Here is a 24,992-nt window from a genome sequence, read left to right as displayed (position 1 = left end):
TTGCCTTCATCCTCATTTCATCATGTCGGTTGAACGGAAAAATTTCGTTATATATTATTGTACTAAAATTAGGCAGTTTTGAAAATACTTTTTCGGCATGCTAAATAATTGATGCATCATCTATAGAATCTATAAAAAATTTAAAAACCATAGAGACTAACATCTGTATGGTCAGCGCTCAACAATTGTTGATATCCCCTGCCCGACACCCACACACATCGTTGCCAGGCCATATTTAGAATTCCTGCGCTTCATCTCATGCAATAATGTTGTCAGGATACGTGCGCCGCTCGCCCCAAGCGGATGGCCAAATGCAATCGCTCCTCCATTCACGTTTACCCGTTCCGGATCTGCGCCCAGTTCTTTGATGCAGGCGAGGGATTGTGAAGCAAACGCTTCATTTAATTCGGTTAAATCTATATCACTCATGGTAAGTCCCGCCCTCTTTAAGGCTTTCTGAGTGGAATAAACAGGACCTGCTCCCATAATCGACGGCTCAAGCCCTGCTGCTGCGGAAACAATATAAGATCCGAGGGGCTTTAACCCCAGTTCACGGGCTTTTTCCTCAGACATCAGCAGCAATGCAGAGGCACCGTCGTTAACCCCTGAAGCATTGCCGGCCGTAACAGTTCCCCCCTGGAAGATGGGCTTTAAACTTGAGAGCTTTTCATAAGTTGTTTCCGGACGGGGATGCTCATCATGTGAAATCGTGATTTCTTCCCCTTTTTTATCCATGTATGTAACAGGAATGATTTCATCGTCAAGTAACCCGTTTTCAATAGCTGATTTTGCTCTCTTCTGGCTTTCAAATGCAAACTGGTCCTGTTCTTCTCGGGATATACCATATTTCTCTGCAACATTTTCTGCCGTCTTAGGCATGCTTTCGGCACCATACATATTCTCAAGCCTGCTGTTTGTAAATCGCCAGCCGATGGTTGTGTCATACATTTCCATATTCCCTCTTGGAAACTCGCTGCTTGGCTTTGCCATGACAAATGGTGCACGGGTCATGCTTTCCGTACCACCGGCAATAAAAATATTTCCTTCTCCTGCCAAAATAGCGCGTGCAGCATAATTAACCGCATCTAACCCAGATCCGCAAAGCCGGTTAACCGTTGAAGCAGCCACTTCGACAGGCAAACCGGCGAGCAAGGCTGCCATCCTGGCGACATTGCGATTATCTTCTCCTGCCTGGTTTGCATTTCCCATTATGACCTCTTCAATTTCTGAAGGGTCCACTATGGGGTTTCTATCCAGCAGGGCCTTAATAACGATAGCTCCCAAATCATCGGGACGGATATCCTTTAACCCGCCTTTATATCTTCCAATCGGAGTCCTGACAGCATCAATAATTACCGCTTTTCTCATTGCCTGACCTCCTCTCTGGCAGTGTAATCATAAACACCTCTGCCTGTTTTGCGTCCAAGCCTGCCTGCTTTTACATATTGTTCAAGAAGCGGTGCCGGCCGGTATTTTTCACCCAGCTTGCTGTGAAGGTATTTTAAATTATTCAGGCGCGTATCGAGGCCGACAAGGTCGCCCAGTTCGAAAGGGCCCATGGGATAGTTCAGACCAAGCTTAATGGCTTTATCAATTTCTTCGGGAGTACCAAGACCTTCCTGGAGCATATAAAATGCCTCATTTCCCACGAGCGCGCTGATCCTGCTCGTCACAAAGCCCGGAAACTCATTAATGACGACTGTCTCTTTTCCCATTTGCTCGGCAGCATGTTTTATTAACTGTGCTGTTTCTTCGCTCGTTTCAAGTCCTTTAATAATTTCTACAAGCGGCATTTTATGGACCGGGTTAAAGAAATGCATGGCAATCACTTTGTCCGGGCGATTGGTAAAGGACCCAATCTCAGTTGGACTCATGGTAGAGGTGTTTGTTGCAAAACAGCAATGCTCTGAAGCGTGCTGATCGATGACTTCAAAAATATTTCTCTTTATATCCATCACTTCAGGGACGGCTTCAATAACAAGATCTGCTTCACTTACATGCTGTGCAAGACTTACAGAATAGTTAAGCCGGTTCTTGCTTTCTTCCATATCAACGGCTGTAATTTTCTTCCTCTCGAGCCCTTTTTCAAAGATGCTGTCAATCTCTTTTTCCGCCCGGATTAATTGCTCCTGGCTGATATCTACAAGGGTTGTATGGAAGCCCCCGACTGCACTTACATACGCAATCCCGCGCCCCATGACACCTGAACCGATCACGACAATATTTTTCAAGGTATACTCCTCCTTTCAGTTTAAAAAAAGACGAGCACCCGATACGAGATGCTCGCAAACCATATAACGGGCAAATATTCTAAAAGTGTGTCTAAGTTTTATAGTTTTACAAAGGTTATTTCCCTTGAAACACAGGCTTCCGCTTTTGCATAAATGCCGCTACACCCTCTTTATGATCAAGAGTAAGGCCCGCAATCCGCTGTCCTTGTGCATCCCGCTCCAGACTTTCTTCCAGAGTTGAATGCCAGCTCGCTTTCAGGTTTTTCTTGATTACGGCAATCGCCGCTGTCGGCATACTGGCAAGCCTTTCTGCAAAAGCAGTTATTTCAGCCTGCCATTGCTCCATAGGAATTACCTTAGTAGCAAGGCCCAGCTCTTTGGCTTCCTCTGCATTAATTTTTTCACCAAGCACAGCAAGCTCCATAGCTTTGGCATGACCGATCAGTTTTGGCAGAAAGTATAGATTTCCGGCATCAGGCACAAGCCCGACATGAATAAAAGCTTCTAAAAAACTGGCTTTTTCAGACAGGAGCCTGAAATCGCAGGCTAAAGCAAGACTCATGCCGGCACCTGCTGCCACCCCATTAACAGCTGCGATAATAGGTTTCTCGCATCTATGAATCTCCATCACCATTGGATTATAGAACCGCCGGAGAACCTCACCATGATTCATATCCTCATTTACACCCTGAAGATCTTGGCCGGAGCAGAATGCACGTCCTTCACCTGTAATGACAAGACATCTGACTTCTTTATCTCTGCTTGCCTGTTTTACGGAATGCTGAACCTCTTTATTCATCTGTTCGGTGAACGCATTCAGCTTATCCGGCCGGTTTAAGGTAATCCATGCTACACCGTTTTCGACCTCGTATTTAACAGTTTCAAACATTCGCTATGTACACCTCCTCTACTTTCCTTTAAACTGAGGCTTGCGTTTTTCTAAAAAGGCATTCATTCCTTCTTTTTGATCTTCTGTCGAGAATAACAGGTAGAAGTTCTTTCTTTCGAATTCCATTCCTTCATTTAAAGGTGTGTCAACTGCCTTTAGGACCGCTTCTTTTATAAGACGTATGGCAATTGGCGCCTGGCTGGAAATTTGCTCAGCCGCTTTCATTGTTTCCTCGAGCAGAAGCTCTTCTGCTATAAGCTGGTTGACGATGCCGTGGCGAAGGGCTTCCCTCGCCGAGATTCTTTTGCCGGTAAAAAGCCATTCCATTGCTTTCGTTTTTCCGACAAGCTTAGTAAGCCTTTGCGTGCCGCCTGCACCAGGCATTACGCCAAGGTTAACCTCCGGAAACCCAAATTCCGAATTATCCGCCGCATAAAGTAAGTCACAGCATAACGCTAGCTCAAAGCCTCCGCCAAGGGCAAAGCCCTGCACCGCTCCGATAATCGGTTTCTTGATCATGGCCAGCCGATCCCAATCTTTAAATTGATTGCGAAGCTCAAAATCGATCGCATGATCATTTGCCATTTCATCAATGTCTGCCCCGGCTGCAAAGGCTCTACCATTGCCGCTTAATACGATTGCCTTGACGGCTGAGTCTGCCTCAAAGCCCTCCATTGCAGCAAGAATCTCTGAAACCATCGTACTATTAATAGCATTTAGAACCTTGGGCCGGTTCAAAGCGATTAAACCAAGTTTTCCCTGCTGTGAAACTTCAATGGTTTCATAGCTTTTACTCATCTGCTTCCTCACCGATCATAAGTGTGATAATATCACCTGCAAATTTCATGGCGTCTTTGCCTGATGCCTTGCCTTCGTCTGTTCTCATGGCTTCCTGCAATGCTTCATGGCTGTCATAGTACATTTCGCACATCAAATAGTACTTCCCTTCGCCTCCCATAGGGCTGCCCACAATTTTTGTAACTTCCATTTTTCGGAGACCCGGAATTTTGGCTGTAAGGGGCGCGTGCGTGTTAAAATAATGATCATCAAATGCCTCCTTATTTTCAGGATGCTTATAAAGAGCGATTAATTTTACCATTTGTCAACTTCCTCTCAATTTTTAATAGTTTTGCGTACTTGATTTTATTTTTTAAAGATATCTGCTACATCATAGTCGATACTGGTTTCATAGCTTCAAAAGGGTTCCTGCAGGATTTGCAGTATAAGATGCTGCGGCAGGCTGTGGGGCCAAAAAGGTTATCCATCGTCGTGTATGCGGACCCGCAAAAAGGACAATCCACATGCCATTCGCCCGTTTCACTCATGAATTTTGGAGGTGGCGCGATTCCGAATTCCTTTAGCTTTATCCTGCCTGTCTCTGTTACCCGGTCAGACGTCCATGGCGGATGATAGATAAACTGGACTTCTATTTTTTCAAAAATCCCTGCTTTCCCCAGCTCTCCTTCAACGTTTTTTTGAATAATATCCAGGGCAGGGCATCCCATAAAAGTAGGCAGCAGTTTAACCAAGACTGACTGACCCTCCACCTTAATCTGTTCTACCATTCCTAAATCAACGATTGAAATGGTTTCTATTTCAGGGTCTTTAACATTATGAAGCGCTTCTAACGCGGTTTTTAGCAATATTTGATCCTGCTCCATTTACATCACCCTTTAAAAAACTTACCAGCTTGCAGCTGGATTTATGTTATACACCTCGCTCAAAGTGGATAAAGCGTCATCAAGGTCGGCAGTATGCTCTCCTATACGTCCGTTTCCAGTCTTCATAGCCAGGTCTGCTTCTGAGACTGCCAGTTTGACAGTTTCAAAAACAGGCTTCATGATAAACAGCCAGCGCTGCTTTAAAACTTCTTCCTTTTCAATGAGGCCATGTTCAGCCATTTCTTTTGCCAGGGGTCCCAAATTCAGGACTCCTTCGAAATCCGCTAATACCCTTCCAATGGCCGCTTCCATTCTCGTTCTGGCTTCCCCGCCAGCCTGCATCAGCTGTATAAACCATGTTTTCCAGTGAAGTAGGTGGTAATAAAGCTCCATATTGACCTTTAATGCCACTTCGGCTAAAGGCTGATAAGAAGAGTTTTTCAGAGAATCCATTCTGATTTTTTTCGCTTGGGTATAAAAATAATTTCTTACAACCGCAAATGCCCAGTCATATTGTGCTGAAGACAGATAATGACCTGGTCCATTTACCAATTCCAAAAGGACAGCATTTCTCCTTTCAGATGTTTTTCTTGCATGAGCAAGACTGTCTACATTGCCTTCCCCGAGATCAGCCAGCAGCTGATAAAACATGGCCGCATGGCCCATGGTATCCTGGCTGATGGATGAAAAGGCGACATCCTCTTCTATGTGAGGCGCCAGGCCAAGCCACTCTGATCCACGGTAGGCAAGAATGAAATCATCGTCAGCCAGCTGATACAATAATGATGTCATTGGCGGCTTAATCTTAGCGTCGATAGGCATATTTCCTGCTGGCTCAGTCACCTTTCTTCATCCCTCCCCATGAAAGAATTTCCTTTTCATCAAGCATTTCCTGCTCATATTGGCGCCACTTTTTCTTCAGATAGCCATATCCTTTTGTCGTGCGGTATTCTTTGTTGTCCAGACGCTGAAGTGATTGCTTTTCTTCCGGAGTCAGCTTTCGGATATCAGAGCGTTTAACGACCCAGATATCAGCAGCCGGCTCTCTCCTCATAAAATTTTCCTGCGCCATGACGAGTGCAAGCTCCCGATTTGGCGCCAGCAGGGAAAATTGGTATTGCAGAGGCGAGGTATCTGTTCTTTGACTAAAAACTTCATATTCCTGATAAAATCCTTCGTTACCCAAAGGTACCCCTCCCATATGAACGGTTTAGTTTGCAGTATTGAGAGCTTCCCGCACCCATTTGTTAGTATCATAAGCTGTGCGCCGGAGGCCGAGCCGCTCCTGAGATTTTGGCCCATTATTTTTAATAATGTCCTTGAACCTATTCCAATCAGGCTGCTTATAAACCCAAAGCTCCCGCTCCTGATCGAAATGCATCGTCTCGTCCGGCAGAGTGAGGCCAAGCGAGAGAACACGTGGAATATATTTTGTAAAAAAGTCCTGTCTTAAGTCTTCGTTCGTCTTTGTCCGAATTCTGTATTTTATCGTTGTGTCCTGTTTGGAAGTGCCTGTTGTAGAGGCGTCACCAGGGCCAAAGAACATTAACAGCGCTTCCCACCATCGGTTAACCGCATCCTGAACCATCGCTCTTTGCTCGCCGGTTCCTTCAGCCAGGGCCATAATTATGGCTTCACCATGCTGGGCATGAAAAACCTCCTCAGCGCAAATTCTCTTAAGGGCTCTTGCATAAGGTCCATAAGAAGCGTTAAGCATATTGGTCTGGGTAATGATCGCTGCACCGTCAACCAGCCAGCCAATCAGACCGGCATCCCCCCATGTTGGTGCTTCCATATGAAAGACATTATGGAATTTCAGTCTGCCGCTGAATAAATCCTGCATAATATCTTCACGGGTTTTGCCGAGGGGCTTCATTAAATCCTCCGCAACACGAAGCAGCAGCTGACCATGTCCCATCTCATCCTGCACCTTTGCCATGATGCCCAGCTTGCGTTTTAATGAAGGAGCTTTCGGCACCCATTCCTTTTCAGGAAGTGCTCCCATAATTTCACTGATACCATGCATTGAAATTAATTTGATTAATGTCATTCTATAATCTTCCGGCATCCAATCATCCGCTTCAATTTTTTCTCCTGCATTAATGCGTTTCATGAACTGCCCGTATTTTTGTTCTTCCGTCATTTCTTGAAAGAAAAGAGCTTCTGACATGTGTTTCACCCCCAGTGAGTTTAAAATAATTCATTCAGGTTACTGCATTTCCCACTGCCGGGCTTACAATCCTGACAGCCTTCCCTTCCGATCTCGGCAGCGTTTTAGGCGGATGGAGAACAAGTCTGATGGTAATAAAGCAGTTTTGTTTCAATGCTTCCTGAATCTTCTTTTTTACGAATTCCGCTTCTCCCATATCCCTATAAAACTCTTCGCTCCATTCAGCATGAAGCTCTAAAACTTCTAAACTTCCTTTTTTATGGACGTGGATCTGATAATGGGGAGCAAGCTCAGGCACTTGAAGAATACACCGTTCAATTTCGGACGGAAAGACGTTTACACCATTAACATTGAGCATATCGTCAATGCGTCCTTTCACCCGGCTCATGCGTATCGTGGTTCTCCCGCACGCACATTTCTCTTTAGAAAGGGAGGCAATGTCACCAGTACGATAGCGGATCACAGGAAAAGCTTCCTTCGTTAAACTGGTAAAAACAAGCTCACCTTCATCTCCATATGAAAGCGGTTTCATATTTATCGGATCAATCACCTCCGCATAGAAATGATCTTCTGCAATATGCAGCCCATCCTGAGCTTCATGGCACTCCATAGCTACACCCGGTCCCATAACTTCACTCAGCCCATAAATATCGCATGCTTTAATTCCAAGCTTAGATTCGAGCGCTCTCCGCATTTCTTCAGACCAGGGCTCAGCACCAAATATCCCAAACTTTAATGATGTACTTGCCGGGTCGATTCCCTGCTCCGCCATCTTCTCTGCTAAATTGAGGACATATGATGGAGTTCCGCAAATAAGTTCCGGCTTAAAGTCCTGTATCAGCATAATTTGTCGCTCAGTATTTCCTCCAGAAACAGGTACGGTTGCCATGCCAAGCTGTTCGCTGCCATAATGCAGTCCCAATCCGCCGGTAAACAGCCCGTATCCGTAAGCATTATGCAATGTCTGACCAGGTTCGCCTCCTCCTATGGAGATTGCCCTGGCTATCAGATTGCTCCACATTTCGATGTCATTCCGGGTGTAGCCCGCTACAGTCGGCTTTCCGCTCGTTCCTGAAGAAGCGTGCAGACGCACAATTTCTTTTTTATCCACAGCAAAAAGCCCGAATGGGTAATGTTCCCGCAAATCTGCTTTAACAGTAAAGGGCAGCTTTTGAATATCATCCAGGCTGGTAATGTCTTGAGGTGCAATATTACTTTCCAAAAACTTTTTCCGATAAAAAGGCACATGGTTATTTACTCTCTCCACTGTCTGCCTGAGCCGGTACAGCTGCAATTCTTCTATCATATCGCGGCTTTCCGTTTCTATATCATGCAGAATCAAGACATGACCTCCCAGAATATTAGGATAATAATTTAATATAACGTTTAATTATCGTTAGATAAAATAAGTGTTATATATTTAACACAAAGATACCGTGTAAACCGGAAAAAGTCAACTTATTTTCTGAAAATTTACTTATTTATTCTAAAGTTAATAAAAAGACCTAGCCCACGTACTTGAAAGGCTAGGTTAAATTTCTTATGACCATTCTTTTAATTTATTCATTATGTTATTTTTCCATTTAGAAATTAAAGGCTCTTCACCTCTTGCTGTTTTTTGTTTCTGCCATTCATTATAGCTTGCGGCAGAAATGAGAATAGAGCCGGCGATTAAAAGGTACGCCCACCAAGGAAGGTTCCCCCAATAAGGTCTGGTCTGAAGCAGTACATTCAGGAGCAGAACTCCTGAACCTACAAAGAAATAAGACTTTATCCTCCAAAAAGTGCCAGCAAGCATCGAGATCAGTGAGAGCGTACCGACTATAAGCGCATCATAAACCGTATTACTTGCAAGAGCATCCTGTACAAGCAGCAGGGATACTGCTATAAGAACTCCCCACTGAATTTTGCTGGTCAGCTTTGCGTACTGTCCCTTCAGGACTTTTCTGACAAATATAATCAGGATGATCCAAGGGAGAACATATGCCTCTCTTATAAAAAGATCCGGGATTTCAATATTTCTTAATACACTATAATAAGGCTCCAGTAATACCGCTCCTGCCAGCAATCCAGGCAGCCTATAGTATTTGGATGCCACCCTGCCCCTCTGTAAAAATAAAAACGCACTGATCAGGAGTCCAGGGAGAACCTCCGCCCATAGGGAATCCGCCGGAAAAAGATAAGCGGTAAGCAAAAATAGCAGGGAAATAATGGTGTAGCTATCCGCTTTTTTGCCCATAAAAATTTTGGCATAAACCATTTTGCCGATGAAAACCGCAGCCAGGCCGAAGCCTGCGGAAATCACAATTTTCATATCTGGAGCAATACCGTTAATGAATAGGAATTTAAGTACTGCTGCATACAATAAAAACAATGGAATAGCACCCAAGATATCAAGCCTGGTTCTATGCAGATATAAGATTAACCCTGCTGTATAGATAATAGAAATGATAAACGGCAGAACCCCAAAGGGATATGACGCCAGAAAAGCCAATATCCCAATCACAGACCAGGGTATAAGAAAGTAAACACTTCTCTGTTTATCCTGAGTTTTACCAGTCATCCAGAATATGAATACGGCACAGCTGACTGATAATATGGCATACTCACTATTGCTCTCCTCCCAAATATGATCCATACCCGTCAAGATCACCAAAAACAAAGTTATAAATGAGCTGTAGAGGAATATCTTTACTTTCCACTCTTTTGCAGAAACCCTGAAACTGATCCAATAGACTGCCAGGGTGACCATTAAGGCCCATATACTGTTTTCCCTATAAATGAAAAATGTCAGGATCATGGCAAAAGGCATGTAAATATGGCCAATCGAGCTGAACCCTCTTGCCAGGACACAGTCTTTTTTAGAAATATAGAAAGCCGCACCAAGCAGAATCCATGCCCCTAGCGGAAATTGGACCCAATTAAAAATTGTTAAATTAAATGGTAAACCAATCAAGATCATAAAGTAAGCTAAAAGTGAAATCGACGCTGACGCATACGGAATCCAGCTTTGCTTATGGATGCGGTACAGGGCAAGATACATAATAATACCGCCTATGAATACTGCGGGTCTCATCCAGACTTCATTGATTGTCAAAGCAGCTGATGTAAACAGTGAGATTGTATAAAATCCCAGCGAAATTAAAAACACGTTTCTGGCTTGATTTTTGTGCCCTCTCTTAGAAAGAATGCCATAAAGGATAAGGAGGGCTATACTTGCCAATATGGTATTCATGGCCATACCCAGCTCATTCTGATAAAAGCTTGAATAGCTTCGCTGATGTTCACCATAAAACATAAAGGCAAACCCGATTGACAATGGAATAGCCCAGGGAATCGCTTCTTTATAAAAGATCCGATTTTCAGCCTTATTCATGAGGTACAGGACAAAGCTGAAGATTAATAGCATGGTCCCTGCAGCAAGCCAATCAAGAAGTCCTGAAGCAATCACAACCGAAAACAACATAACACTGACAGCCACATCCCGTGAGCTTGATTCCACGACTTTTAAGATCGGATATTTAAGCAGATACCCAAAACTGATAAAAAGCACAAAGCCAATGAAGAAAACAGGTAAAGCCAGATTGTTGAACGGAACGGCTTCATCCAGCATAAGAACTGCTTCGAATAGGGCAGCAGCTAAAAATACAGGTGCCAGGTAGGCAAATAGCCCGTTTGCCATAACATTTGCCAAATATATAAATTGCACCGCGAGTATTATATAAGCCAGCAGAAGTGATGCAGAGGGTTCGCCGGCCATTAAAAGAATTCCTTCAAATGAAATATAGAGAAAAGCAAGTATAGAAACGGCTGCACTGGTCAGTCTAAAAATCTTCTCCCAGGAGTATTGCTTATCCATAACTCTAGGAACAAACAGAAAACCAATTCCGACAATCGCAAAGAAAATTGGGCCAGCTTTATTTAACACCGTATTTTCAATCAGCTGATAGGCACCATAGACAACCAATAAGCTGAATACGAAATGAAACTCCTTCCTGCCAGTTACATACACCATTGATAAATAAACGGCTGCTGTCAGAAGGATATTCACACTGTAAAAAACATGGCTATTGAAAAAAACAAGCATCATTAAAGTAGAGATCACTAAATTGATTTGAGCAAAGTAAACCATTTCTTTTGTAAACAATTTAAGAAAAGCATACTTTTTCATACGATGAAAGGCTGCAGACAGAAGAGCATTAAAAAGCATCAATCCAAAATAAAAACTGTCATTTTCAAGGCTGAATGCTGCCAGAGCATAACCAGCACATGCAGACAGGGCAATAAAAGCAAACCAGACAAAAAGCCGTGAACCCAGTTTCTGTGCAAATATACTGTATACTGGAAAGATCAATAAACTGCCTGCCGCTCCGAGTATATAGCGTCCTTCCCCATAATAGGAAAGGTACGAACCAAGCAATTCAAACCAGCCGATAGACAAAATAAATATTGGCAAAAATAAACTCCCGAGAACAATGAAAGCAAACGATGTTCTTTCAATTTTCAACACCTTTCCTGAAATAAACGCAAATCCATAGAAAAGAAGTGAAACAACTGCAATGGATGCACTTTTCATGAAATTTGACATTGTTGCCCAGTTGCTTGTTGCCACAAAAAGTCCTCCGATAAGGAGCAGGATGACTCCAATATTCAGCAGCCAGGAAATATTCCTTTCCCGGATTTCTTCCTGAGATAATTTCTTTTTCTCAATTTTTTTTGCCTGCTGAATGGGCTTTTGACTGATTTCCTTTGCAGCCTTTATGTGCTCTCTTTTCAGCTCTTCAAGGTCTTGATAGTACTGATAGTGGGCTTTCATGGTTATTTGATAATGTTCTGATGAAATATAGTCTTTCTCTTTCAATTTCGTGAGTTCAACTTGAAATATGTTCTGGTGATATTTTTCTGTTGCTGAGTTCAAGGGATCCACCTCTTTTAGATAGAATATTATTCATTCAGATTTATTAGTGTAATTTTACACATTTAGAACCAATTAATCAATCCCTGTTTTGGCATTTATTACTTCCGGCATGGGTATATAAACCTTATTTAATTACAGGAAGAAATGGTTTAATAAGGAATTTCACGCTCATTTTTTGAATTGAATTCTATGCCCAAATTATTAAACCCCTTGTTAAACAAGCATTTCCTCCGTCCTTTTCTGCTGCAAAAAAATCCAAATATTATAGCTAATAAAATCACAAATAACAATTCTATCCGTAAAATATTTTTTCCATTATATTATTCTAGAATTAATTATCTTATTTGGAGGAACCACCATTGAAAAGACTAAGTATAGTTATAGCATCGATCCTTTTGTTGAGCCTGTTTCCCGCTGTCAGCCTTGCAGCACCAAGCGATGAGGAAGTGGCTGAATTCCTGGAGGAAACAAATTGGTCTGAAGAAGGCTTAAATGATCATTTGGAATACTTTTGGGATATGAGTATTGAAGATTTCGAGACCATCGAAGAAATGATTGAATATCTTGGCGAGCCTATTTCTGAAGAAAACCTTCAGCAGCTCTTAGCTGGCTATGGGTTTGAAAATGAGGAAGAATTAACGGCACTGCTGGTGGAGAATGGAGAAATGGAAACAACTGATGATGTTCGCGATGTTTTCAGATATATTGATGCATTGGATTCCACTGTTTCTTTTTTAACCTATACAGGTACCGAAATTAATGACGAAACTCTTCAGCAGCTCTTAACTGATTACGGACTGACAAAAGAGGAGCTCCTTTCTCTGCTTAAAGAGAACGATGACTCCCTAGAAAACTACGAATATATTGAGGATCTTGATATAATGGTTTCGATTTATCTGGGCGCCGATGAATTGCCCGGTGAAGACGAAATGACTCAAATACTTGGAGACATAGATCTTACTGATGAAGAACTTGAAGCATTATTTGCACATTTTATGACCTTGGATTTCGAGAATCCGGAATTGCTCGATAAAATGATGAACCTTGAAAGCCGGTTAATGGCATTTGGCGAATTTGACAGTGCCGACGACTTAACAGAAACAGAAATTGCTGAACTTATCAGCATTATGCAGGAAATGATGAATCTGTTCCAGCTTGATGCCGAGTTTTACCTTGTTAAAAATGGTGATAAAATCCATTTAACAACAGCTGAAATGGTTGCTTTAGAAGACACAAACGGCTATGACCTGCTTATAGAGCTTTATAATACACAAGGCCAGTTCCTGGCAGATATGATTATTACAGCAGATATGTTCAGTTCTGAGCTAATTGAAGACACAGTGACAGATTTGAATCAGGCCGAAACGGTAATTAAAAAACAAGATCCTGATAAAGTGAAACAAGTTTCAAAGCATGTAAAAACTGTTAAAGGCGGAAAACTGCCAAATACAGCAGGAAACTATTTTGAAGGAGTTTTAGCAGGCATAGGACTTCTCCTTATAGGAATTGCCATTTTACTCAGACGGAAAGTGAAAGAGGCGTGATAAGAAAACTCACGATAAAAGGAGTTATCGGTCTGGCTTTTATTTTGGGCGGGATTTGGCTTGCTGCCTCAAATCTTATGCCATATTTGAATAATCAAAAGACTTCAGCCCATATAGCTTCCCCCAGCAGCAATGTTAAAACAGAAGTGAAGGCGGCACAAAAAACGGAGCCAAACAACCTTTACACTGTCCGTCCTAAAATTGGCGAAGAAATGGGTGTTTTGTCAATACCGAGGATATCAGCGGATTTGCCAATCTTTCATGGCACGGATGAGGATGAGCTGGAAAAAGGCGTTGGCCATTATGCAGGCAGCGTCCTTCCTGGAGAAGAAGACAATTCTGTCCTGTCCGGCCACAGGGATACCGTCTTTCGTAAACTTGGCGAATTAGAGACAGGCGATCTGCTTGTGGTGAGGACTTCTGCAGGAGAATTTACCTACAAGGTGCGTAAAATTAGAATTGTCGACGCAGACGACAGAACAGTTATTGTCCCTAAACCCAGGGCAACTCTGACTGTAACCACCTGTTACCCATTTAATTTTATTGGAGATGCACCACAGAGGTACATTCTGATTGGAGACCTCGTAAGAAAGTAAAGAAGCCCGCTAATCAGGCGGGCTTTGAGGGAGGCCGATTCCGGCCTTCCTTTTATTCTGTGATTGTGACTAGTTTTACATCAGCGAAATCAAATCGGTGATAGTGACCTTCAGTACATGTCAGTTCTACATACCCTTCCAGATCTTTAATGCTCCCGATTACCTCGGATTTATTTTCTGCCTCAATCTCTTCTGTTACGGTAACACCTTTTTCAAAAGTATAAATAACCTTAAACGTATTCATGTGTGTAAAACTCTCCTTTCCCTATTTTTGTTCCCATCACTGCAGTGATTAAAACACAGAAATACTTATTTCAGTTATTTTCCAATTACCAGAATTAAAAGCTTACAACGGGAAGTTAAAGTCATTATCTGTATCAGGCAGGAAGATAGCATATGCTATCAATCCGCTATTCGACAGATATCAAGTAATATCACCATAAAACTGCAATTACCGCCACCAATTTTAATAGAAAATCATATTTCTCCAATAATACTATTTCATTTCTTCGAGATGATAATGGAATACTTATTTTCAAGTTTACATAATAAAGTTATGGTAATTAGGACTCAATAAAAATGGAGTCCTGCAATTAAGCGGACTCCTCTTCTCCATTATTCACCAAAGTCTACATTATGATATACACGCTGGACATCTTCCAGGTCTTCAAGGGCGTCAATCAGCTTTTCAAATTGTGCCTCTGCATCAGCTTCAAGGGTGACTTCATTTTGCGGGAGCATTGTTAATTCAGCAACAGCAAACTCAATAATGCCTGCTGACTTGAATGCTTCCTGAACTGCATGAAACTGATCGGGTTCTGCATAGACGATTACCGTATCATCTTCTTCCAGAATATCACGTGCATCCACGTCTGCTTCCATCAGGATTTCCAGCACTTCTTCCTCAGATTTGCCTTCAATGCCGATAACAGCGGTTGAGTCGAACATATAGGAAACAGATCCGCTCACACCCATATTCCCGCCATTTTTTCCGAATGCAGCACGTACGTTAGATGCTGTGCGATTTACGTTATTAGTCAATGCATCAACTATAACCATGGATCCGCTTGGCCCGAATCCTTCGTAGCGAAGCTCATCATAGTTTTCTTCCGCTCCGCCTTTCGCTTTTTCAATTGCACGATCAATGATATTTCTTGGCACGTTATATGTTTTTGCACGTTCGAGCACAAATTTTAAAGCCTGGTTTGCTTCCGGATCAGGCTCACCTTGCTTGGCAACCACATATATTTCAAGTGCAAACTTGGAATATACACGGCTCGTATTTGCGTCTTTTGATGCTTTCTTTTCTTTGATATTGTTCCATTTACGGCCCATATGTCCCACTCTCTTTCAACTTTGGATCAAATAAGTAATAGAGTCTTCAGTATTCTGAATAACTCTCACTAAATTATTATACATTAAGACACCTGTTTTTTTCGAGCATTGTTTCTTGATAATGACTGTTGGCTTATAAGTGAAAAAAGAGACACAAATGTGCCTCTGATCAGCTCAATAGGATTCTTTCTAATACCTTTTGCACCTGGTGCCCTTCTTTGAAGGATACTAATAACGCTTTATCTCCTCTTAGTGCTTTGAGAAGCTCTGCTGGAAGACTGGTTTCCGGTTCATCTAGCTTTATAATTTCTCCGCTGTTTTCAGTGGTACTTTGAACCAGAATACTCCAGTTCTGCATATCCAAAGTGCCTTTATCAGCAAATACTTTAAAAGACAGGTGTTCTTGCTGTCCGATTCCGGCTATTCCGCTAAACAGAACTGGAATGCCGCCTGGCAGCGTTAATAAAGTGGAAAAGCTTGTTTCACATAACCGTTCATCTTCAGGGTATTCAACAGAAGAATGGACAATGTCCAGTTCTCCGAATGTATCGTGAATCATGTGAATAAAATGTGGCGCTACTTCCCTGATAAAGCCTCCCTGTTCCCTGTTTGATATCCAATCGTTCTGCTGCCATTCACGCGGCCATTGCTTAAACTGCAGGTGCAGTTCGACTTTCTTAATCTTACCAAGTTCACCATTATGTATCTTATTCCTAAACATTTTAAAAGCCGGACTATATGCCATGGGAAAATTCATTGCATGGATCATCCCGGCATTCTCAGCCGCTTCACACATTTCTTTTGCCTCTTCAATGGAATTGGCTAAAGGCTTCTCACAAAGAAGATGCTTGCCGCTCTTTATAATATCCATTGCTATTGAATGATGAAATTTTGGTGGAACCCCTAAATAGATAAGCTTGATGGTTTCATCCTGAAGCAAATCCAAATAATTTGCATGCATTGCAGCATCCGGCAGCTCAGCCCTAAATTTATCTAATCGTCCGGCATTTCGATCACAAAGTGCTGCAATATCAAACTCCTCATGCTGCCGAAATTGACGGAGTATTCTTTCCCCTACGGCACCCATCCCTATTAATCCAACTTTAATCATTTCTCTCACATACTTCACCTTCTTATAAAAAATCATGTACTTAGTTGAATTATACCTTTAATTCAAAACATTCAAAAGTTTAATCCATCTTATAGTTCATAGAACATAGACCAAAATATACTGGCCAATAATTGGATAGAAAAACTTTGTATGGAGATAATAATTTTAATAAAACAAGTAGGAGGTGCCACCGTTGAACCTGGATAAGGATATGCAATTTGAAATCACAAGTACTTTCATGCCAAATCTTTACCGCTCCCAAACACTTAAAATTCTGGAGGTGACCCAGAACAGCGTTGTCATTCAGATGGACAGATCGAATGGACGCGGAGTTTTCCCTGCAGAAAACTTTCATTATTGGATTAAAAGAGGTTCTCTTATAAAATTGAATGGGCACCATAAAAGGACCTCATAGAGCACTGGGCAGGCGCCAGTGTTCTTAATTTTTATTTTTTTTACTATTGCAGCCATTTAAAAGAGGCTGGCTCTATATCAGGAGCCAGCCTTTCTCTTATCGTTCGCAAGCATAATTGTCCTTATCTCTATCATGCTTTGAGTCATAAGCAGGATGTGTAGATGGCACACCATCAGGATATACTTTCCTTAACTCTGTACAGTTTTGATAGGACTCTGAACCGCTTTCTGAAGAATTTGTATCGCCGGCTGTACTGCTGCTGTCATTCGACCCGCTATTACCGGTAATACTTGACGTACCGCTCGCAGCTGCAGAATCCAGGTCCCCTTTAGTCGTTCCTTCATCTCCGAGAGCCCATAACCCTTTGTGGGCTTCTCTTGCTTCCCTGCCGAATTTTCTGAAGTATTCACTGTATTTTACATCCGGATTGTAGGTGGATGGTTCCGCATAACCATTCAGAACCAAATGGGCATTGAACATTTTTTCACGTATTTCATCTTCGTCCATATCATCCGCCGGGATGTCCAGCCAAACGATTCTCAGCAGGCGGCCATACCGATCTGTGTCTGAGACATCCTTTTGCATCCAGATTTTCTTGCCAGTCAGTTCAGATGTGGTAAATTGGCTTGCTTCTTTTCCGTATTCTTCTACTCTTGTTGTTGATTCGGGAGTGTTCACTCCAATAAGGCGGACTTTCCTCAGGTCAGATGTTTCAATTGTGTCACCGTCAACTACTCTGCCAACGGTAACTAATTCAAGGCCCAAGCTCTCTGCAGCCTGACTTTGTTCCTGTTCCTGTTTTTGCTTTTCAGCCTCTTCCTGCTTCTGTTTTTCTTCCTGTTCTGCTTCTAGCCTTGCTTGCTCCTCCGATTGCTTTTTTACTTCCTCTTCTTCAGCCTTCTCTTGGGCAAGCTTTTCTTCTTCAGCTTTCTTATCTGCTTCATTGTCTTCTGATTGTATTTGTTCCTTTTCAGGATCATTAACAGTTTCAGTTGCATCGGGGTCTGCAGCTGCTAAAAAAATGGATAAAATGAAGCCTGCTGCCATTAACCAGCCCGATTTTTTAAAATTAATTCTAGATTTACGGTGCTGGCTATTTAAATATAAACCAATTAAAAAGACAGCTAACCCGATAAATGCTGCAGGAGCAGCTATGCTCATTAACAGCATAAACACAATAGCAATAGTGATAATAGTCCATCTTATAACTTTCAAACTCTTTTTTCTCTCCCCTTTTAAAAATTATCCTAAATTGGCATAACTTTTTTCCACATAAATATAAACACCAATTCACTAAAGAACTGGTGTTAAACATAAGCTCTTTTCTCAAAATTTTGTTTGCTTATGAACCCGGCCGTTGATTTCCTCTGCAATCAACTCAAATTGTTAACAATCTTTCAAAACAGTCAATTTAAATTTACTGTTTTTTTCCAAAAATCTCTTCCTGCAGTCTTCTGCCGGTTGGGGTTGCAGCGAGCCCTCCCTCAGCTGTTTCCCTTAGTGCTGAAGGCATGGTTTGCCCGATAAGGAACATTGCGTTAATGACTTCATCACATGGAATTCTGCTCGTAATTCCGGCAAGTGCCATATCAGCAGCTGTCATGGCATTGGATGCACCCATGGCATTCCGCTTTACACATGGAACTTCTACTAGTCCCGCAACTGGATCACATACAAGGCCCAGCATATTCTTAAGTGTGATTGCCATCGCTTCGGCGGCCTGCTTTGGTGTTCCGCCTGCCATTTCTACGATGGAAGCTGCCGCCATGCCGCTTGCAGACCCGACCTCAGCCTGACATCCTCCAGCTGCACCAGAGATAGAGGCATTGTTTGCGACGACAAAGCCAAATGCCGCGGAGGTAAACAGGAATTCAATCATTTCCATGCGTGTTGGTTTGAGGACTTCTTTAACAGCGAACAATGTACCCGGCACAACGCCAGCCGAACCTGCTGTCGGTGTGGCACAGATTATACCCATTGCTGCATTCACTTCATTGGTTGCGACTGCTTTGCTGACAGCATCCAATAAAATATTCCCAGATAAAGCCTTTCCGCTCTGAATGTATTTTTGCAGAAGAACTGCATCACCGCCTGTAAGTCCTGTAACAGATGTTACCCCTTTAAGTCCCCTCTCCACTGCCTGTTCCATGACAGTCAGGTTTCGGTCCATTTTGGCAATAATTTCATCACGTGTTAATCCCGTTACTTCTATCTCCTGCTGAATCATGATTTCAGCTATTTTTACACCTTTATTTTCAGCGAGCTCTACAAGCTCAGCAACATTTCTAAATAACATTAGACTTTCCCTCCTGATGACCTGCTAACTATTAGTCAACCATTCTGATAATTTGCGTTATATTCGGAAGCCCTTCAAGCTCCGTCATCACATCCTGGCCGATCTTCTGATCCACTTCAATGACCATGATGGCCATTTTCCCTTTTTCCTTGCGTGATACTTCCATATGGCCAATGTTGATCTGGTGCTTGGATAAAATGTTCGTTACAGCGGAGATAACTCCAAACTGATCGTTATGAACAACTAAAATGGCAGGATGTTCACCGGATAATTTAAGTTCAAAAGAATTCAGTTCAGTTATTTCAATTGTTCCGCCGCCAATGGAAATTCCTACAAGTTCAATGTCACGATCACCTTCAGTAAGCTTCACTCTTACCGTATTAGGATGGTCTGTAACGGTATCTTCAACTGTAAAAATGACTTCAATCCCCGCTTCTTCAGCTAATTGAAGGGCTGAAGGGATTCGCTCGTCAAAGGTATCAAAGTCGAGGATACCTCCAACAATAGCCACATCCGTGCCATGTCCTTTATAGGTTTTTGCAAAAGAACCATATAAGGAAATCTCTGCTTTGGATGGCTGTTTTCCAAAAAGAGTCCGGGCAACACGTCCAATGCGTGCAGCTCCTGCTGTATGAGAGCTAGAAGGTCCGATCATAACCGGGCCGATAATATCAAATGCTGATCTGTATTTCATTTTGTATGCCCCTTTACTTTTAAGGTCTTTAAATGGATATAGCTGTAAAAATATCAGCAGCTATTTTAAAGTCTCATCTATTTATGCTCCAGGGCTGCTTCCGGCTGGAGCTCATTAATCGTTCTGATTTTCTGAAGGTAATTATAGATGGTAAATTTCGAAACCCCCAGAACCGATGCAACATAATCAGTTGCCCCTTTTATGAGGAAGGTCCCTTTATCTTCAAGCTGGCGTACACATTCAACTTTTTCTTCGAGTGTCATCAGTGAAGGTGCCTTCTTAAAGCCCTGAAGAACCTGATCTACCATCTCGTGAATAACATCCTGAACGGAATTAAAAAAGGTTTCCGATTTAGAGGAATGTTCATCAAAGCTGATAAACTCTTCGATTTCCCCTCCGAATTGCATGAGCAGACTAATATCATAATTTAGGCATAAAGCGCCAATTACTTTATTTTCATCATCACGGAGAAAAATCGTAGATGATTTCATGACATTTCCTTTTTTGGACTGTGTTTTATAATTGGCTATATCATTTACCTCGTTTTTATGTTTGGCTAATTCATTCAATACAAGATCGGTAATGGGTGAGCCGATTTTTCTGTCTGTTATATCTCCTGCTATATGGATAAGCGATTTTTTTAAGTCGCTGAAATCGTGCACGGCCACTTCACAGCGGGAACCAAACATTCGCACAAGCATATCTGCAGTCCGGATCGCCAAATCAAAAACAGGTCTATGGCATTCCTTCAACTTTATCACTCCCTTTATGAAATCGCTTTCAATATTATACTACTCTATATTTCTCTATAATTGCATCTTAACATAGAAACAAACATATTTAAAATAAAATTTTAATAGCTACAAAAATATTGTAAGTCCATAAAAAATTGCCGCAGACTCAATCAGATGCGGCAATTCAATGTTATACATTCTTCAGGACAAGATAAAGCCTGCTGACACGCTCTGTTCGTTCTTCATCAGAAGCAAGATCAAATTTTTTCAGCAGATGGAAGACCTCATTTAAGATATCCTGTGTATGTTCCTGCTGGAAAAATGCCTGAAACAGCGGTTGCATATCTTCCGGAAGGAAACCTCTCTGCTGTTCAAATTTTTTTTGAACATCTTCCGGAGTATGATCCAAATTACATTCGCTCATTTAAAAACCTCCTGTATGACTGTATACTTGTTTTTTGTTAGTATTAATCATTATTCTATTTTACCTTCTACAGTCCTATTAAAACATATACCTCTTCTGCATAGTTTCTTCAAACATTTCGACTATAATAGAAGTAATTGATTTGAAATGAGTGAGTTCTTTGAAAAAGCTTTCCATGAAACTGGGCCTGCTGTTTCTTCTGATCCTTTTCGGGCTTGAAACAACTATGTTCTTCTTTTTATATAGTACCCTTGTTGAATCACGTGTGGAAGAAGAACTCATAGCTCTCCAGACACGCGGTAATTCACACCGTGCTATACTCGAAAATCATTTTGATGAAAATACCATTTCCCATGTAGCTCTGATGGAATCTGAAGCAACTACAGATGTAGTAATTACAAATTCGAACAAAGAGATCCTTGGTTCTTCTGTTGACAGCAGTTTGATCCAAAGGTACATAGAAAAGCCGATTACATCTTCTGAAAGGGAAGGCAAAACCATCGGGGACAATTGGAAGGAAGAAGATTTTATCTCAACTGTCAGCCCGATCGAACAGGATGGAGTCCTGATTGGACATGTATATATGTTTCAGGATACAGCCTGGATTCAGTCGTTAATCTCACGCTTAAATGAACAATTTTTAATCGCCGGGTTCATTGCTGTCATTTTTACCATTACTATCATCATCTTTTTATCAAAGGCTCTTGCGAAACCGCTGATTAAAATGAAGGAAGCCACCTCACAAATCAGCTGCGGTGATTTTTCAGTTTCCCTTCCTAAAACCGGTGACGATGAACTTGGGGATTTAGCACGGTCCATCCAGTTATTGGCGGACGACTTGAATTATCTCAGAGAAGAACGCAGTGAATTTTTGTCCAGCATATCGCACGAGCTTCGCACTCCTCTTACTTATATAAAAGGATATGCAGATATAGTTCAGAAGCGGAACCTGAGCCCCGAAGAAAGAAATCAGTATTTAACGATTATCCTGGAGGAAACCAACCGGCTTTCAGATATGGTTAAAAATCTTTTCGATTTGGCTAAGATCGATAAAAACACCTTTGATATTATAAAAAAACCAATAGACCTGAAGGAATTGACGAAAAAAATTGAAACAAAATTTTCTCCGGCTTTCGCTGAAAAAGGGATGAAACTATCTGTCAGCTGCCGTGAACCTATCACCCTTTATGCGGATGGATCAAGGCTGGAGCAAATCATATTTAATCTTCTGGATAACGCGCTTAAGTATTCCTCAACTGGAGATAAAACAACAGTAGACGTAAGCAGGACCAAGAAACGTGTCATCATTAAAATAAAGGATTCCGGAAGAGGAATCTCTGAAGAGGAACTGCCTTTTATCTTTAATCGTTTTTACCGGGTGGATAAATCACGCGCAAGAGCTCTAGGAGGTACAGGTCTTGGACTCGCCATTGTTAAGGAACTTGTCCATGCCCATGGAGGGACTATATCTGTCTGCAGCAGAGAAGGTGCCGGAACAGAATTTGAAATTGTTTTTAAGGGAGAAACGGAATGATGAAAACAATACTTTTGGTTGACGATGAAACTAGAATGCTTGATCTAATTTCTTTATATTTAGCCCCCCGCGGCTACAATTGCATAAAAGTATCTTCAGGTTCAGATGCCTTGCTTTACTTGGAAACCCATTCTGCAGATCTGGTCCTTTTAGATGTCATGATGCCTGAAATGGATGGATGGAAAGTATGCAAGGAAATAAAAAAATACTGGGATATTCCTATCATCATGCTTACTGCCAAAAGCGAAAAGCCGGACATTGTAAAAGGATTGAACATTGGAGCAGATGATTATATTTTAAAACCGTTCGATGAAGAGGAATTATCTGCTAGGATTGAAGCGGTTCTGAGAAGAAGCAAAAAAGATGGAAAAACCAAAACCTTTAAAGGGCTGGAACTTAAAGAAGATTCTTTTGAGCTTTCTTATAAAAATAAGGAAATCCTTTTAACTCCAAAAGAGTTTTCAATATTAAGCCTTTTCCTCTCAAACTTGAACAGAGTTTTTTCACGTGAGCATTTAATAGGCTCTGTTTGGGGTTATGGGGTGTCAATCGAAGACCGCACCATTGATTCGCATGTAAGAAATTTACGTGAAAAATTAAGGAAAGCCGGGTTTCCTGCAGATGAGTATTTGACGACTGTCTGGGGTTTAGGCTATAAATGGGCCGGAAAGGATTAATGGATGTTTTCTGATATTATCGAATCGCTTTCAGATGAACCGATATTGGCAGCTTTATTTAGCATATTCATGAACATTGCTGCAGCGGTAACGGGATTTCTCCCAAGTGCCTTTATTACAGCTGGAACAGTTGCGGTTTTTGATTTCAAAATGGGGCTAGTTCTTTTGATCATAGGAGAAGCAGCCGGAGCAATTATAAGTTTTATACTTTATCGCAAAGGAATCACCAAGCTTACCTCCTCTTTTCCTCAGCTAAAGAATTACGAAATTTTTTCAAAACTCCAGAATGCGGAAGGACCAGCTGCGTTTTTCATGGTTGTTTTGCTGAGGGTCTTGCCTTTTGTCCCATCAGGTGCAGTCACACTGGCAGCTGCATACAGCAAAATGAGGCTTCTGCCCTTTGGCATTGCCAGCACAATCGGTAAAGTACCTGCATTGTTCATGGAAACCTTTGCGGTATCACATATACTAAAATTTGAAAGGGAGCTGCAAATAGCCATTTTTCTTTTAGCTGCGTTCTTCTTTTTAATTTACTATTTATATAAAAATTATAAATTAAGTTAAAGAGCTTATCTTTGGCAGATGAGCTCTTTAACTTTCTATATTATTCAGCAGGAGAAAGCTCGTTTTCTGTCACCCACATGTGATTTTTTACTTCCTGCCCTTCAGCTGTAGTAAAGTCAACCATATAGACAGTTGTTTCCTGCACAGAATCGATTTCGGCTGTTGCTCCTTCCATCCCCTTCATGTGGTTTGCGTTTAATATTACCTCGTCGCCTTCTTTAAATGGTTCTTCCCCTGCATCAGCAATCTCCTCATGAACTATCCATTTATGATTTTCAACTTTTTTTCCGCCAGTGGTTGGTGTATAAGAGACCGTATATACGGTTGTATTATATGCACCTGAAATGGTTGCTTCTGCTCCCTCCATTCCCTCCATATGTCCTTCTGTTATAAAGGCTTTGCTTCCGACTTCATATTTAGGGTTTTCAGCTTCCTTTATTCCTTCAGGAACTTCTCCTGAGCCGGAATGATCCATGCCTGAATGGTCTCCTGAATGGCCGCTGCTTTCATTATTCGCTGTGCTCTCTTCCTTGCTGGCACTTTCCTCTCCAGTATCCCCGTCATTTCCGCCGCATGCAGTTAAAGTTAACGCTGCAGCAAGAGAAACAAACCAAATGGCGAATTTTTTTCTAGATAGCATATTCAATTCCTCCTTTTCTTCATGTAGTTAGTATGGCAATAAATTGTGCAGAAATTATGAAACAGGGATGCAAAATTCTAAATTAATACTGCTTTGTCAGATGGAAAATATGTACAATCTTCATATCTAAATATTGCAAATAAACTGGATTGAAAACAGACACCCTGATGGATGTCTGTTTTGTCTGCTAATTTATGCAGCCATTTTACGGCATTCTTCAGCACACTTAAAGCATGCTTCAGCGCAGCGCCGGCAATGATCGTGGTCGTGTTTTTTGCACTCGTTTCCGCACGCTTCACATATGTCTGCACATAGAGTGCAAATTTGCTTCGCAAATGGGCTGTCAGACTGCATTGCCTTAGCTGCAAAGGCACAGATATCAGCACACTCCCTGTCGAGACGAATACAATCCGCCATCATTTTAACATCCTCTTCTCCCAAACATGCGTCATAGCATACATTACAGGCCTTCATGCACTCGAAACAAGCCTGGATGCATTCTTCAAAAGTTTGACTGTACATCCTTATCACCCTTTCTTTATATCTTTTCAAAGATATT

27 protein-coding genes are annotated in these 24,992 nt (G+C 41.7%); 6 read left to right on the top strand and 21 right to left on the bottom strand.

What is annotated here, in order from left to right; translation table 11 throughout:
• Window positions 1-171: 171 nt before the first annotated feature.
• The 11 genes from PBF_RS20860 to PBF_RS20810 form a co-directional block, all read right to left on the bottom strand.
• Complete coding sequence (locus PBF_RS20860; protein ID WP_035332525.1) at window positions 172-1,368, bottom strand: thiolase family protein; 1,197 nt, start codon at window positions 1,366-1,368, stop codon at window positions 172-174.
• A complete protein-coding gene (locus PBF_RS20855) occupies window positions 1,365-2,231 on the bottom strand; it encodes a 3-hydroxyacyl-CoA dehydrogenase (protein WP_035332524.1) in 867 nt (288 codons plus the stop codon). Before PBF_RS20855 ends, PBF_RS20860 begins: the two co-directional genes overlap by 4 nt.
• Before the next feature lie 115 nt (window positions 2,232-2,346).
• Window positions 2,347-3,120 (bottom strand): enoyl-CoA hydratase-related protein, encoded by a 774-nt coding sequence (locus PBF_RS20850; protein ID WP_035332522.1) that lies wholly within the window; start codon window positions 3,118-3,120, stop codon window positions 2,347-2,349.
• An 18-nt stretch (window positions 3,121-3,138) separates the two neighbouring features.
• Window positions 3,139-3,918, bottom strand: a complete 780-nt coding sequence (locus tag PBF_RS20845; RefSeq protein WP_035332521.1) for an enoyl-CoA hydratase-related protein — start codon at window positions 3,916-3,918, stop codon at window positions 3,139-3,141.
• Window positions 3,911-4,219 carry an EthD family reductase gene (locus PBF_RS20840; protein WP_009334759.1) on the bottom strand — a complete coding sequence of 103 codons (309 nt, stop codon included), beginning with the start codon at window positions 4,217-4,219 and terminating at the stop codon, window positions 3,911-3,913. The genes PBF_RS20845 and PBF_RS20840 overlap by 8 nt, the downstream gene beginning before the upstream one ends.
• 64 nt (window positions 4,220-4,283) lie before the next feature.
• Window positions 4,284-4,781, bottom strand: a complete 498-nt coding sequence (paaD, locus tag PBF_RS20835; protein ID WP_051488966.1) for a 1,2-phenylacetyl-CoA epoxidase subunit PaaD — start codon at window positions 4,779-4,781, stop codon at window positions 4,284-4,286.
• Between the two features lie 21 nt (window positions 4,782-4,802).
• Entirely contained in the window at window positions 4,803-5,603 is an 801-nt protein-coding gene (gene paaC / locus PBF_RS20830; protein ID WP_200870078.1) for a 1,2-phenylacetyl-CoA epoxidase subunit PaaC, read from the bottom strand.
• Window positions 5,604-5,616: 13 nt separating this feature from the next.
• Window positions 5,617-5,982, bottom strand: a complete 366-nt coding sequence (gene paaB, locus PBF_RS20825) for a 1,2-phenylacetyl-CoA epoxidase subunit PaaB (RefSeq protein ID WP_035332519.1) — start codon at window positions 5,980-5,982, stop codon at window positions 5,617-5,619.
• Between the two features lie 9 nt (window positions 5,983-5,991).
• Complete coding sequence (gene paaA / locus PBF_RS20820) at window positions 5,992-6,951, bottom strand: 1,2-phenylacetyl-CoA epoxidase subunit PaaA (RefSeq protein ID WP_035332518.1); 960 nt, start codon at window positions 6,949-6,951, stop codon at window positions 5,992-5,994.
• Window positions 6,952-6,985: 34 nt separating this feature from the next.
• Window positions 6,986-8,293 (bottom strand): phenylacetate--CoA ligase family protein, encoded by a 1,308-nt coding sequence (locus tag PBF_RS20815; protein WP_035332517.1) that lies wholly within the window; start codon window positions 8,291-8,293, stop codon window positions 6,986-6,988.
• A gap of 198 nt (window positions 8,294-8,491) precedes the next feature.
• On the bottom strand, window positions 8,492-11,878 hold the full coding sequence (locus PBF_RS20810; protein WP_235192303.1) for a hypothetical protein: 3,387 nt from the start codon (window positions 11,876-11,878) through the stop codon (window positions 8,492-8,494).
• A 350-nt stretch (window positions 11,879-12,228) separates the two neighbouring features.
• Between PBF_RS20810 and PBF_RS20805 the strand changes: the two genes are divergently transcribed.
• Window positions 12,229-13,413, top strand: a complete 1,185-nt coding sequence (locus tag PBF_RS20805; protein ID WP_035332515.1) for a processed acidic surface protein — start codon at window positions 12,229-12,231, stop codon at window positions 13,411-13,413.
• Window positions 13,410-14,009 (top strand): class D sortase, encoded by a 600-nt coding sequence (locus PBF_RS20800; RefSeq protein ID WP_035332514.1) that lies wholly within the window; start codon window positions 13,410-13,412, stop codon window positions 14,007-14,009. Before PBF_RS20805 ends, PBF_RS20800 begins: the two co-directional genes overlap by 4 nt.
• A 52-nt stretch (window positions 14,010-14,061) precedes the next feature.
• On the opposite strand, the gene PBF_RS20795 is transcribed toward PBF_RS20800, so the two are convergent.
• From PBF_RS20795 to PBF_RS20785, 3 genes are all read right to left on the bottom strand, one after another.
• A complete protein-coding gene (locus PBF_RS20795; protein WP_035332513.1) occupies window positions 14,062-14,253 on the bottom strand; it encodes a hypothetical protein in 192 nt (63 codons plus the stop codon).
• 371 nt (window positions 14,254-14,624) lie between these two features.
• Window positions 14,625-15,344: a YebC/PmpR family DNA-binding transcriptional regulator gene (locus PBF_RS20790; RefSeq protein WP_035332512.1), complete on the bottom strand. Its 720-nt coding sequence runs from the start codon at window positions 15,342-15,344 to the stop codon at window positions 14,625-14,627.
• A 169-nt stretch (window positions 15,345-15,513) separates the two neighbouring features.
• Window positions 15,514-16,455 carry a Gfo/Idh/MocA family protein gene (locus PBF_RS20785; protein WP_035332565.1) on the bottom strand — a complete coding sequence of 314 codons (942 nt, stop codon included), beginning with the start codon at window positions 16,453-16,455 and terminating at the stop codon, window positions 15,514-15,516.
• Between the two features lie 184 nt (window positions 16,456-16,639).
• On the opposite strand from PBF_RS20785, the gene PBF_RS20780 reads away from it, so the two are divergent.
• Window positions 16,640-16,870 carry a hypothetical protein gene (locus PBF_RS20780; RefSeq protein WP_235192302.1) on the top strand — a complete coding sequence of 77 codons (231 nt, stop codon included), beginning with the start codon at window positions 16,640-16,642 and terminating at the stop codon, window positions 16,868-16,870.
• A 96-nt stretch (window positions 16,871-16,966) separates the two neighbouring features.
• On the opposite strand, the gene PBF_RS20775 is transcribed toward PBF_RS20780, so the two are convergent.
• The 5 genes from PBF_RS20775 to PBF_RS20755 all read right to left on the bottom strand — a co-directional run bounded on the left by PBF_RS20775 (window position 16,967) and on the right by PBF_RS20755 (window position 21,018).
• Window positions 16,967-18,085 carry a thermonuclease family protein gene (locus tag PBF_RS20775; protein ID WP_035332510.1) on the bottom strand — a complete coding sequence of 373 codons (1,119 nt, stop codon included), beginning with the start codon at window positions 18,083-18,085 and terminating at the stop codon, window positions 16,967-16,969.
• Window positions 18,086-18,287: 202 nt separating this feature from the next.
• Entirely contained in the window at window positions 18,288-19,166 is an 879-nt protein-coding gene (gene sdaAA, locus PBF_RS20770) for an L-serine ammonia-lyase, iron-sulfur-dependent, subunit alpha (RefSeq protein ID WP_035332509.1), read from the bottom strand.
• 31 nt (window positions 19,167-19,197) lie between these two features.
• On the bottom strand, window positions 19,198-19,860 hold the full coding sequence (gene sdaAB, locus PBF_RS20765) for an L-serine ammonia-lyase, iron-sulfur-dependent subunit beta (RefSeq protein ID WP_035332508.1): 663 nt from the start codon (window positions 19,858-19,860) through the stop codon (window positions 19,198-19,200).
• A 77-nt stretch (window positions 19,861-19,937) separates the two neighbouring features.
• The gene (locus PBF_RS20760; protein ID WP_206698167.1) at window positions 19,938-20,612 is read right to left on the bottom strand and encodes a helix-turn-helix transcriptional regulator; all 675 of its coding nucleotides are present in this window, start codon (window positions 20,610-20,612) and stop codon (window positions 19,938-19,940) included.
• Window positions 20,613-20,784: 172 nt separating this feature from the next.
• Window positions 20,785-21,018 (bottom strand): hypothetical protein, encoded by a 234-nt coding sequence (locus tag PBF_RS20755; protein WP_035332506.1) that lies wholly within the window; start codon window positions 21,016-21,018, stop codon window positions 20,785-20,787.
• A gap of 160 nt (window positions 21,019-21,178) precedes the next feature.
• On the opposite strand from PBF_RS20755, the gene PBF_RS20750 reads away from it, so the two are divergent.
• Genes PBF_RS20750 through PBF_RS20740 form a run of 3 tightly spaced genes read left to right on the top strand, consistent with a single transcriptional unit; the run spans window position 21,179 to window position 23,793 of the window.
• Window positions 21,179-22,552, top strand: a complete 1,374-nt coding sequence (locus PBF_RS20750; RefSeq protein ID WP_035332505.1) for a HAMP domain-containing sensor histidine kinase — start codon at window positions 21,179-21,181, stop codon at window positions 22,550-22,552.
• Window positions 22,552-23,229, top strand: coding sequence for a response regulator transcription factor (locus PBF_RS20745; RefSeq protein ID WP_035332563.1), 678 nt, complete (start codon window positions 22,552-22,554; stop codon window positions 23,227-23,229). Before PBF_RS20750 ends, PBF_RS20745 begins: the two co-directional genes overlap by 1 nt.
• A 3-nt stretch (window positions 23,230-23,232) precedes the next feature.
• The gene (locus tag PBF_RS20740; RefSeq protein WP_035332504.1) at window positions 23,233-23,793 is read left to right on the top strand and encodes a TVP38/TMEM64 family protein; all 561 of its coding nucleotides are present in this window, start codon (window positions 23,233-23,235) and stop codon (window positions 23,791-23,793) included.
• Window positions 23,794-23,833: 40 nt separating this feature from the next.
• Here the strand turns inward: PBF_RS20740 and PBF_RS20735 are convergent, their stop codons facing one another.
• Window positions 23,834-24,433 (bottom strand): YdhK family protein, encoded by a 600-nt coding sequence (locus PBF_RS20735; protein ID WP_035332503.1) that lies wholly within the window; start codon window positions 24,431-24,433, stop codon window positions 23,834-23,836.
• 192 nt (window positions 24,434-24,625) lie between these two features.
• Entirely contained in the window at window positions 24,626-24,955 is a 330-nt protein-coding gene (locus PBF_RS25585) for a four-helix bundle copper-binding protein (RefSeq protein ID WP_081757338.1), read from the bottom strand.
• Window positions 24,956-24,992 lie beyond the last annotated feature (37 nt).

The sequence above is a fragment of the Cytobacillus firmus DS1 genome (assembly GCF_000565285.1).
Taxonomy (GTDB): domain Bacteria; phylum Bacillota; class Bacilli; order Bacillales; family Cytobacillaceae; genus Cytobacillus; species Cytobacillus firmus_A.
The sequence above is the reverse complement of the archived record's forward strand: the minus strand, read 5'-3'. Positions and strand labels throughout refer to the sequence as shown.

What these genes read in the sequence shown, in the direction of transcription:
- PBF_RS20795 (WP_035332513.1), bottom strand. Translation starts at nt 14,253, where the DNA reads ATGAATACGTTTAAGGTTATTTATACTTTTGAAAAAGGTGTTACCGTA.
- PBF_RS20860 (WP_035332525.1), bottom strand. Translation starts at nt 1,368, where the DNA reads ATGAGAAAAGCGGTAATTATTGATGCTGTCAGGACTCCGATTGGAAGA.
- PBF_RS25585 (WP_081757338.1), bottom strand. Translation starts at nt 24,955, where the DNA reads ATGTACAGTCAAACTTTTGAAGAATGCATCCAGGCTTGTTTCGAGTGC.
- PBF_RS20740 (WP_035332504.1), top strand. Translation starts at nt 23,233, where the DNA reads ATGTTTTCTGATATTATCGAATCGCTTTCAGATGAACCGATATTGGCA.
- paaD (WP_051488966.1), bottom strand. Translation starts at nt 4,781, where the DNA reads ATGGAGCAGGATCAAATATTGCTAAAAACCGCGTTAGAAGCGCTTCAT.
- PBF_RS20735 (WP_035332503.1), bottom strand. Translation starts at nt 24,433, where the DNA reads ATGCTATCTAGAAAAAAATTCGCCATTTGGTTTGTTTCTCTTGCTGCA.
- paaA (WP_035332518.1), bottom strand. Translation starts at nt 6,951, where the DNA reads ATGTCAGAAGCTCTTTTCTTTCAAGAAATGACGGAAGAACAAAAATAC.
- sdaAB (WP_035332508.1), bottom strand. Translation starts at nt 19,860, where the DNA reads ATGAAATACAGATCAGCATTTGATATTATCGGCCCGGTTATGATCGGA.
- PBF_RS20840 (WP_009334759.1), bottom strand. Translation starts at nt 4,219, where the DNA reads ATGGTAAAATTAATCGCTCTTTATAAGCATCCTGAAAATAAGGAGGCA.
- PBF_RS20745 (WP_035332563.1), top strand. Translation starts at nt 22,552, where the DNA reads ATGAAAACAATACTTTTGGTTGACGATGAAACTAGAATGCTTGATCTA.
- paaB (WP_035332519.1), bottom strand. Translation starts at nt 5,982, where the DNA reads ATGGGAGGGGTACCTTTGGGTAACGAAGGATTTTATCAGGAATATGAA.
- PBF_RS20790 (WP_035332512.1), bottom strand. Translation starts at nt 15,344, where the DNA reads ATGGGCCGTAAATGGAACAATATCAAAGAAAAGAAAGCATCAAAAGAC.
- sdaAA (WP_035332509.1), bottom strand. Translation starts at nt 19,166, where the DNA reads ATGTTATTTAGAAATGTTGCTGAGCTTGTAGAGCTCGCTGAAAATAAA.
- PBF_RS20785 (WP_035332565.1), bottom strand. Translation starts at nt 16,455, where the DNA reads ATGATTAAAGTTGGATTAATAGGGATGGGTGCCGTAGGGGAAAGAATA.
- PBF_RS20845 (WP_035332521.1), bottom strand. Translation starts at nt 3,918, where the DNA reads ATGAGTAAAAGCTATGAAACCATTGAAGTTTCACAGCAGGGAAAACTT.
- PBF_RS20850 (WP_035332522.1), bottom strand. Translation starts at nt 3,120, where the DNA reads ATGTTTGAAACTGTTAAATACGAGGTCGAAAACGGTGTAGCATGGATT.
- PBF_RS20755 (WP_035332506.1), bottom strand. Translation starts at nt 21,018, where the DNA reads ATGAGCGAATGTAATTTGGATCATACTCCGGAAGATGTTCAAAAAAAA.
- paaC (WP_200870078.1), bottom strand. Translation starts at nt 5,603, where the DNA reads ATGCCTATCGACGCTAAGATTAAGCCGCCAATGACATCATTATTGTAT.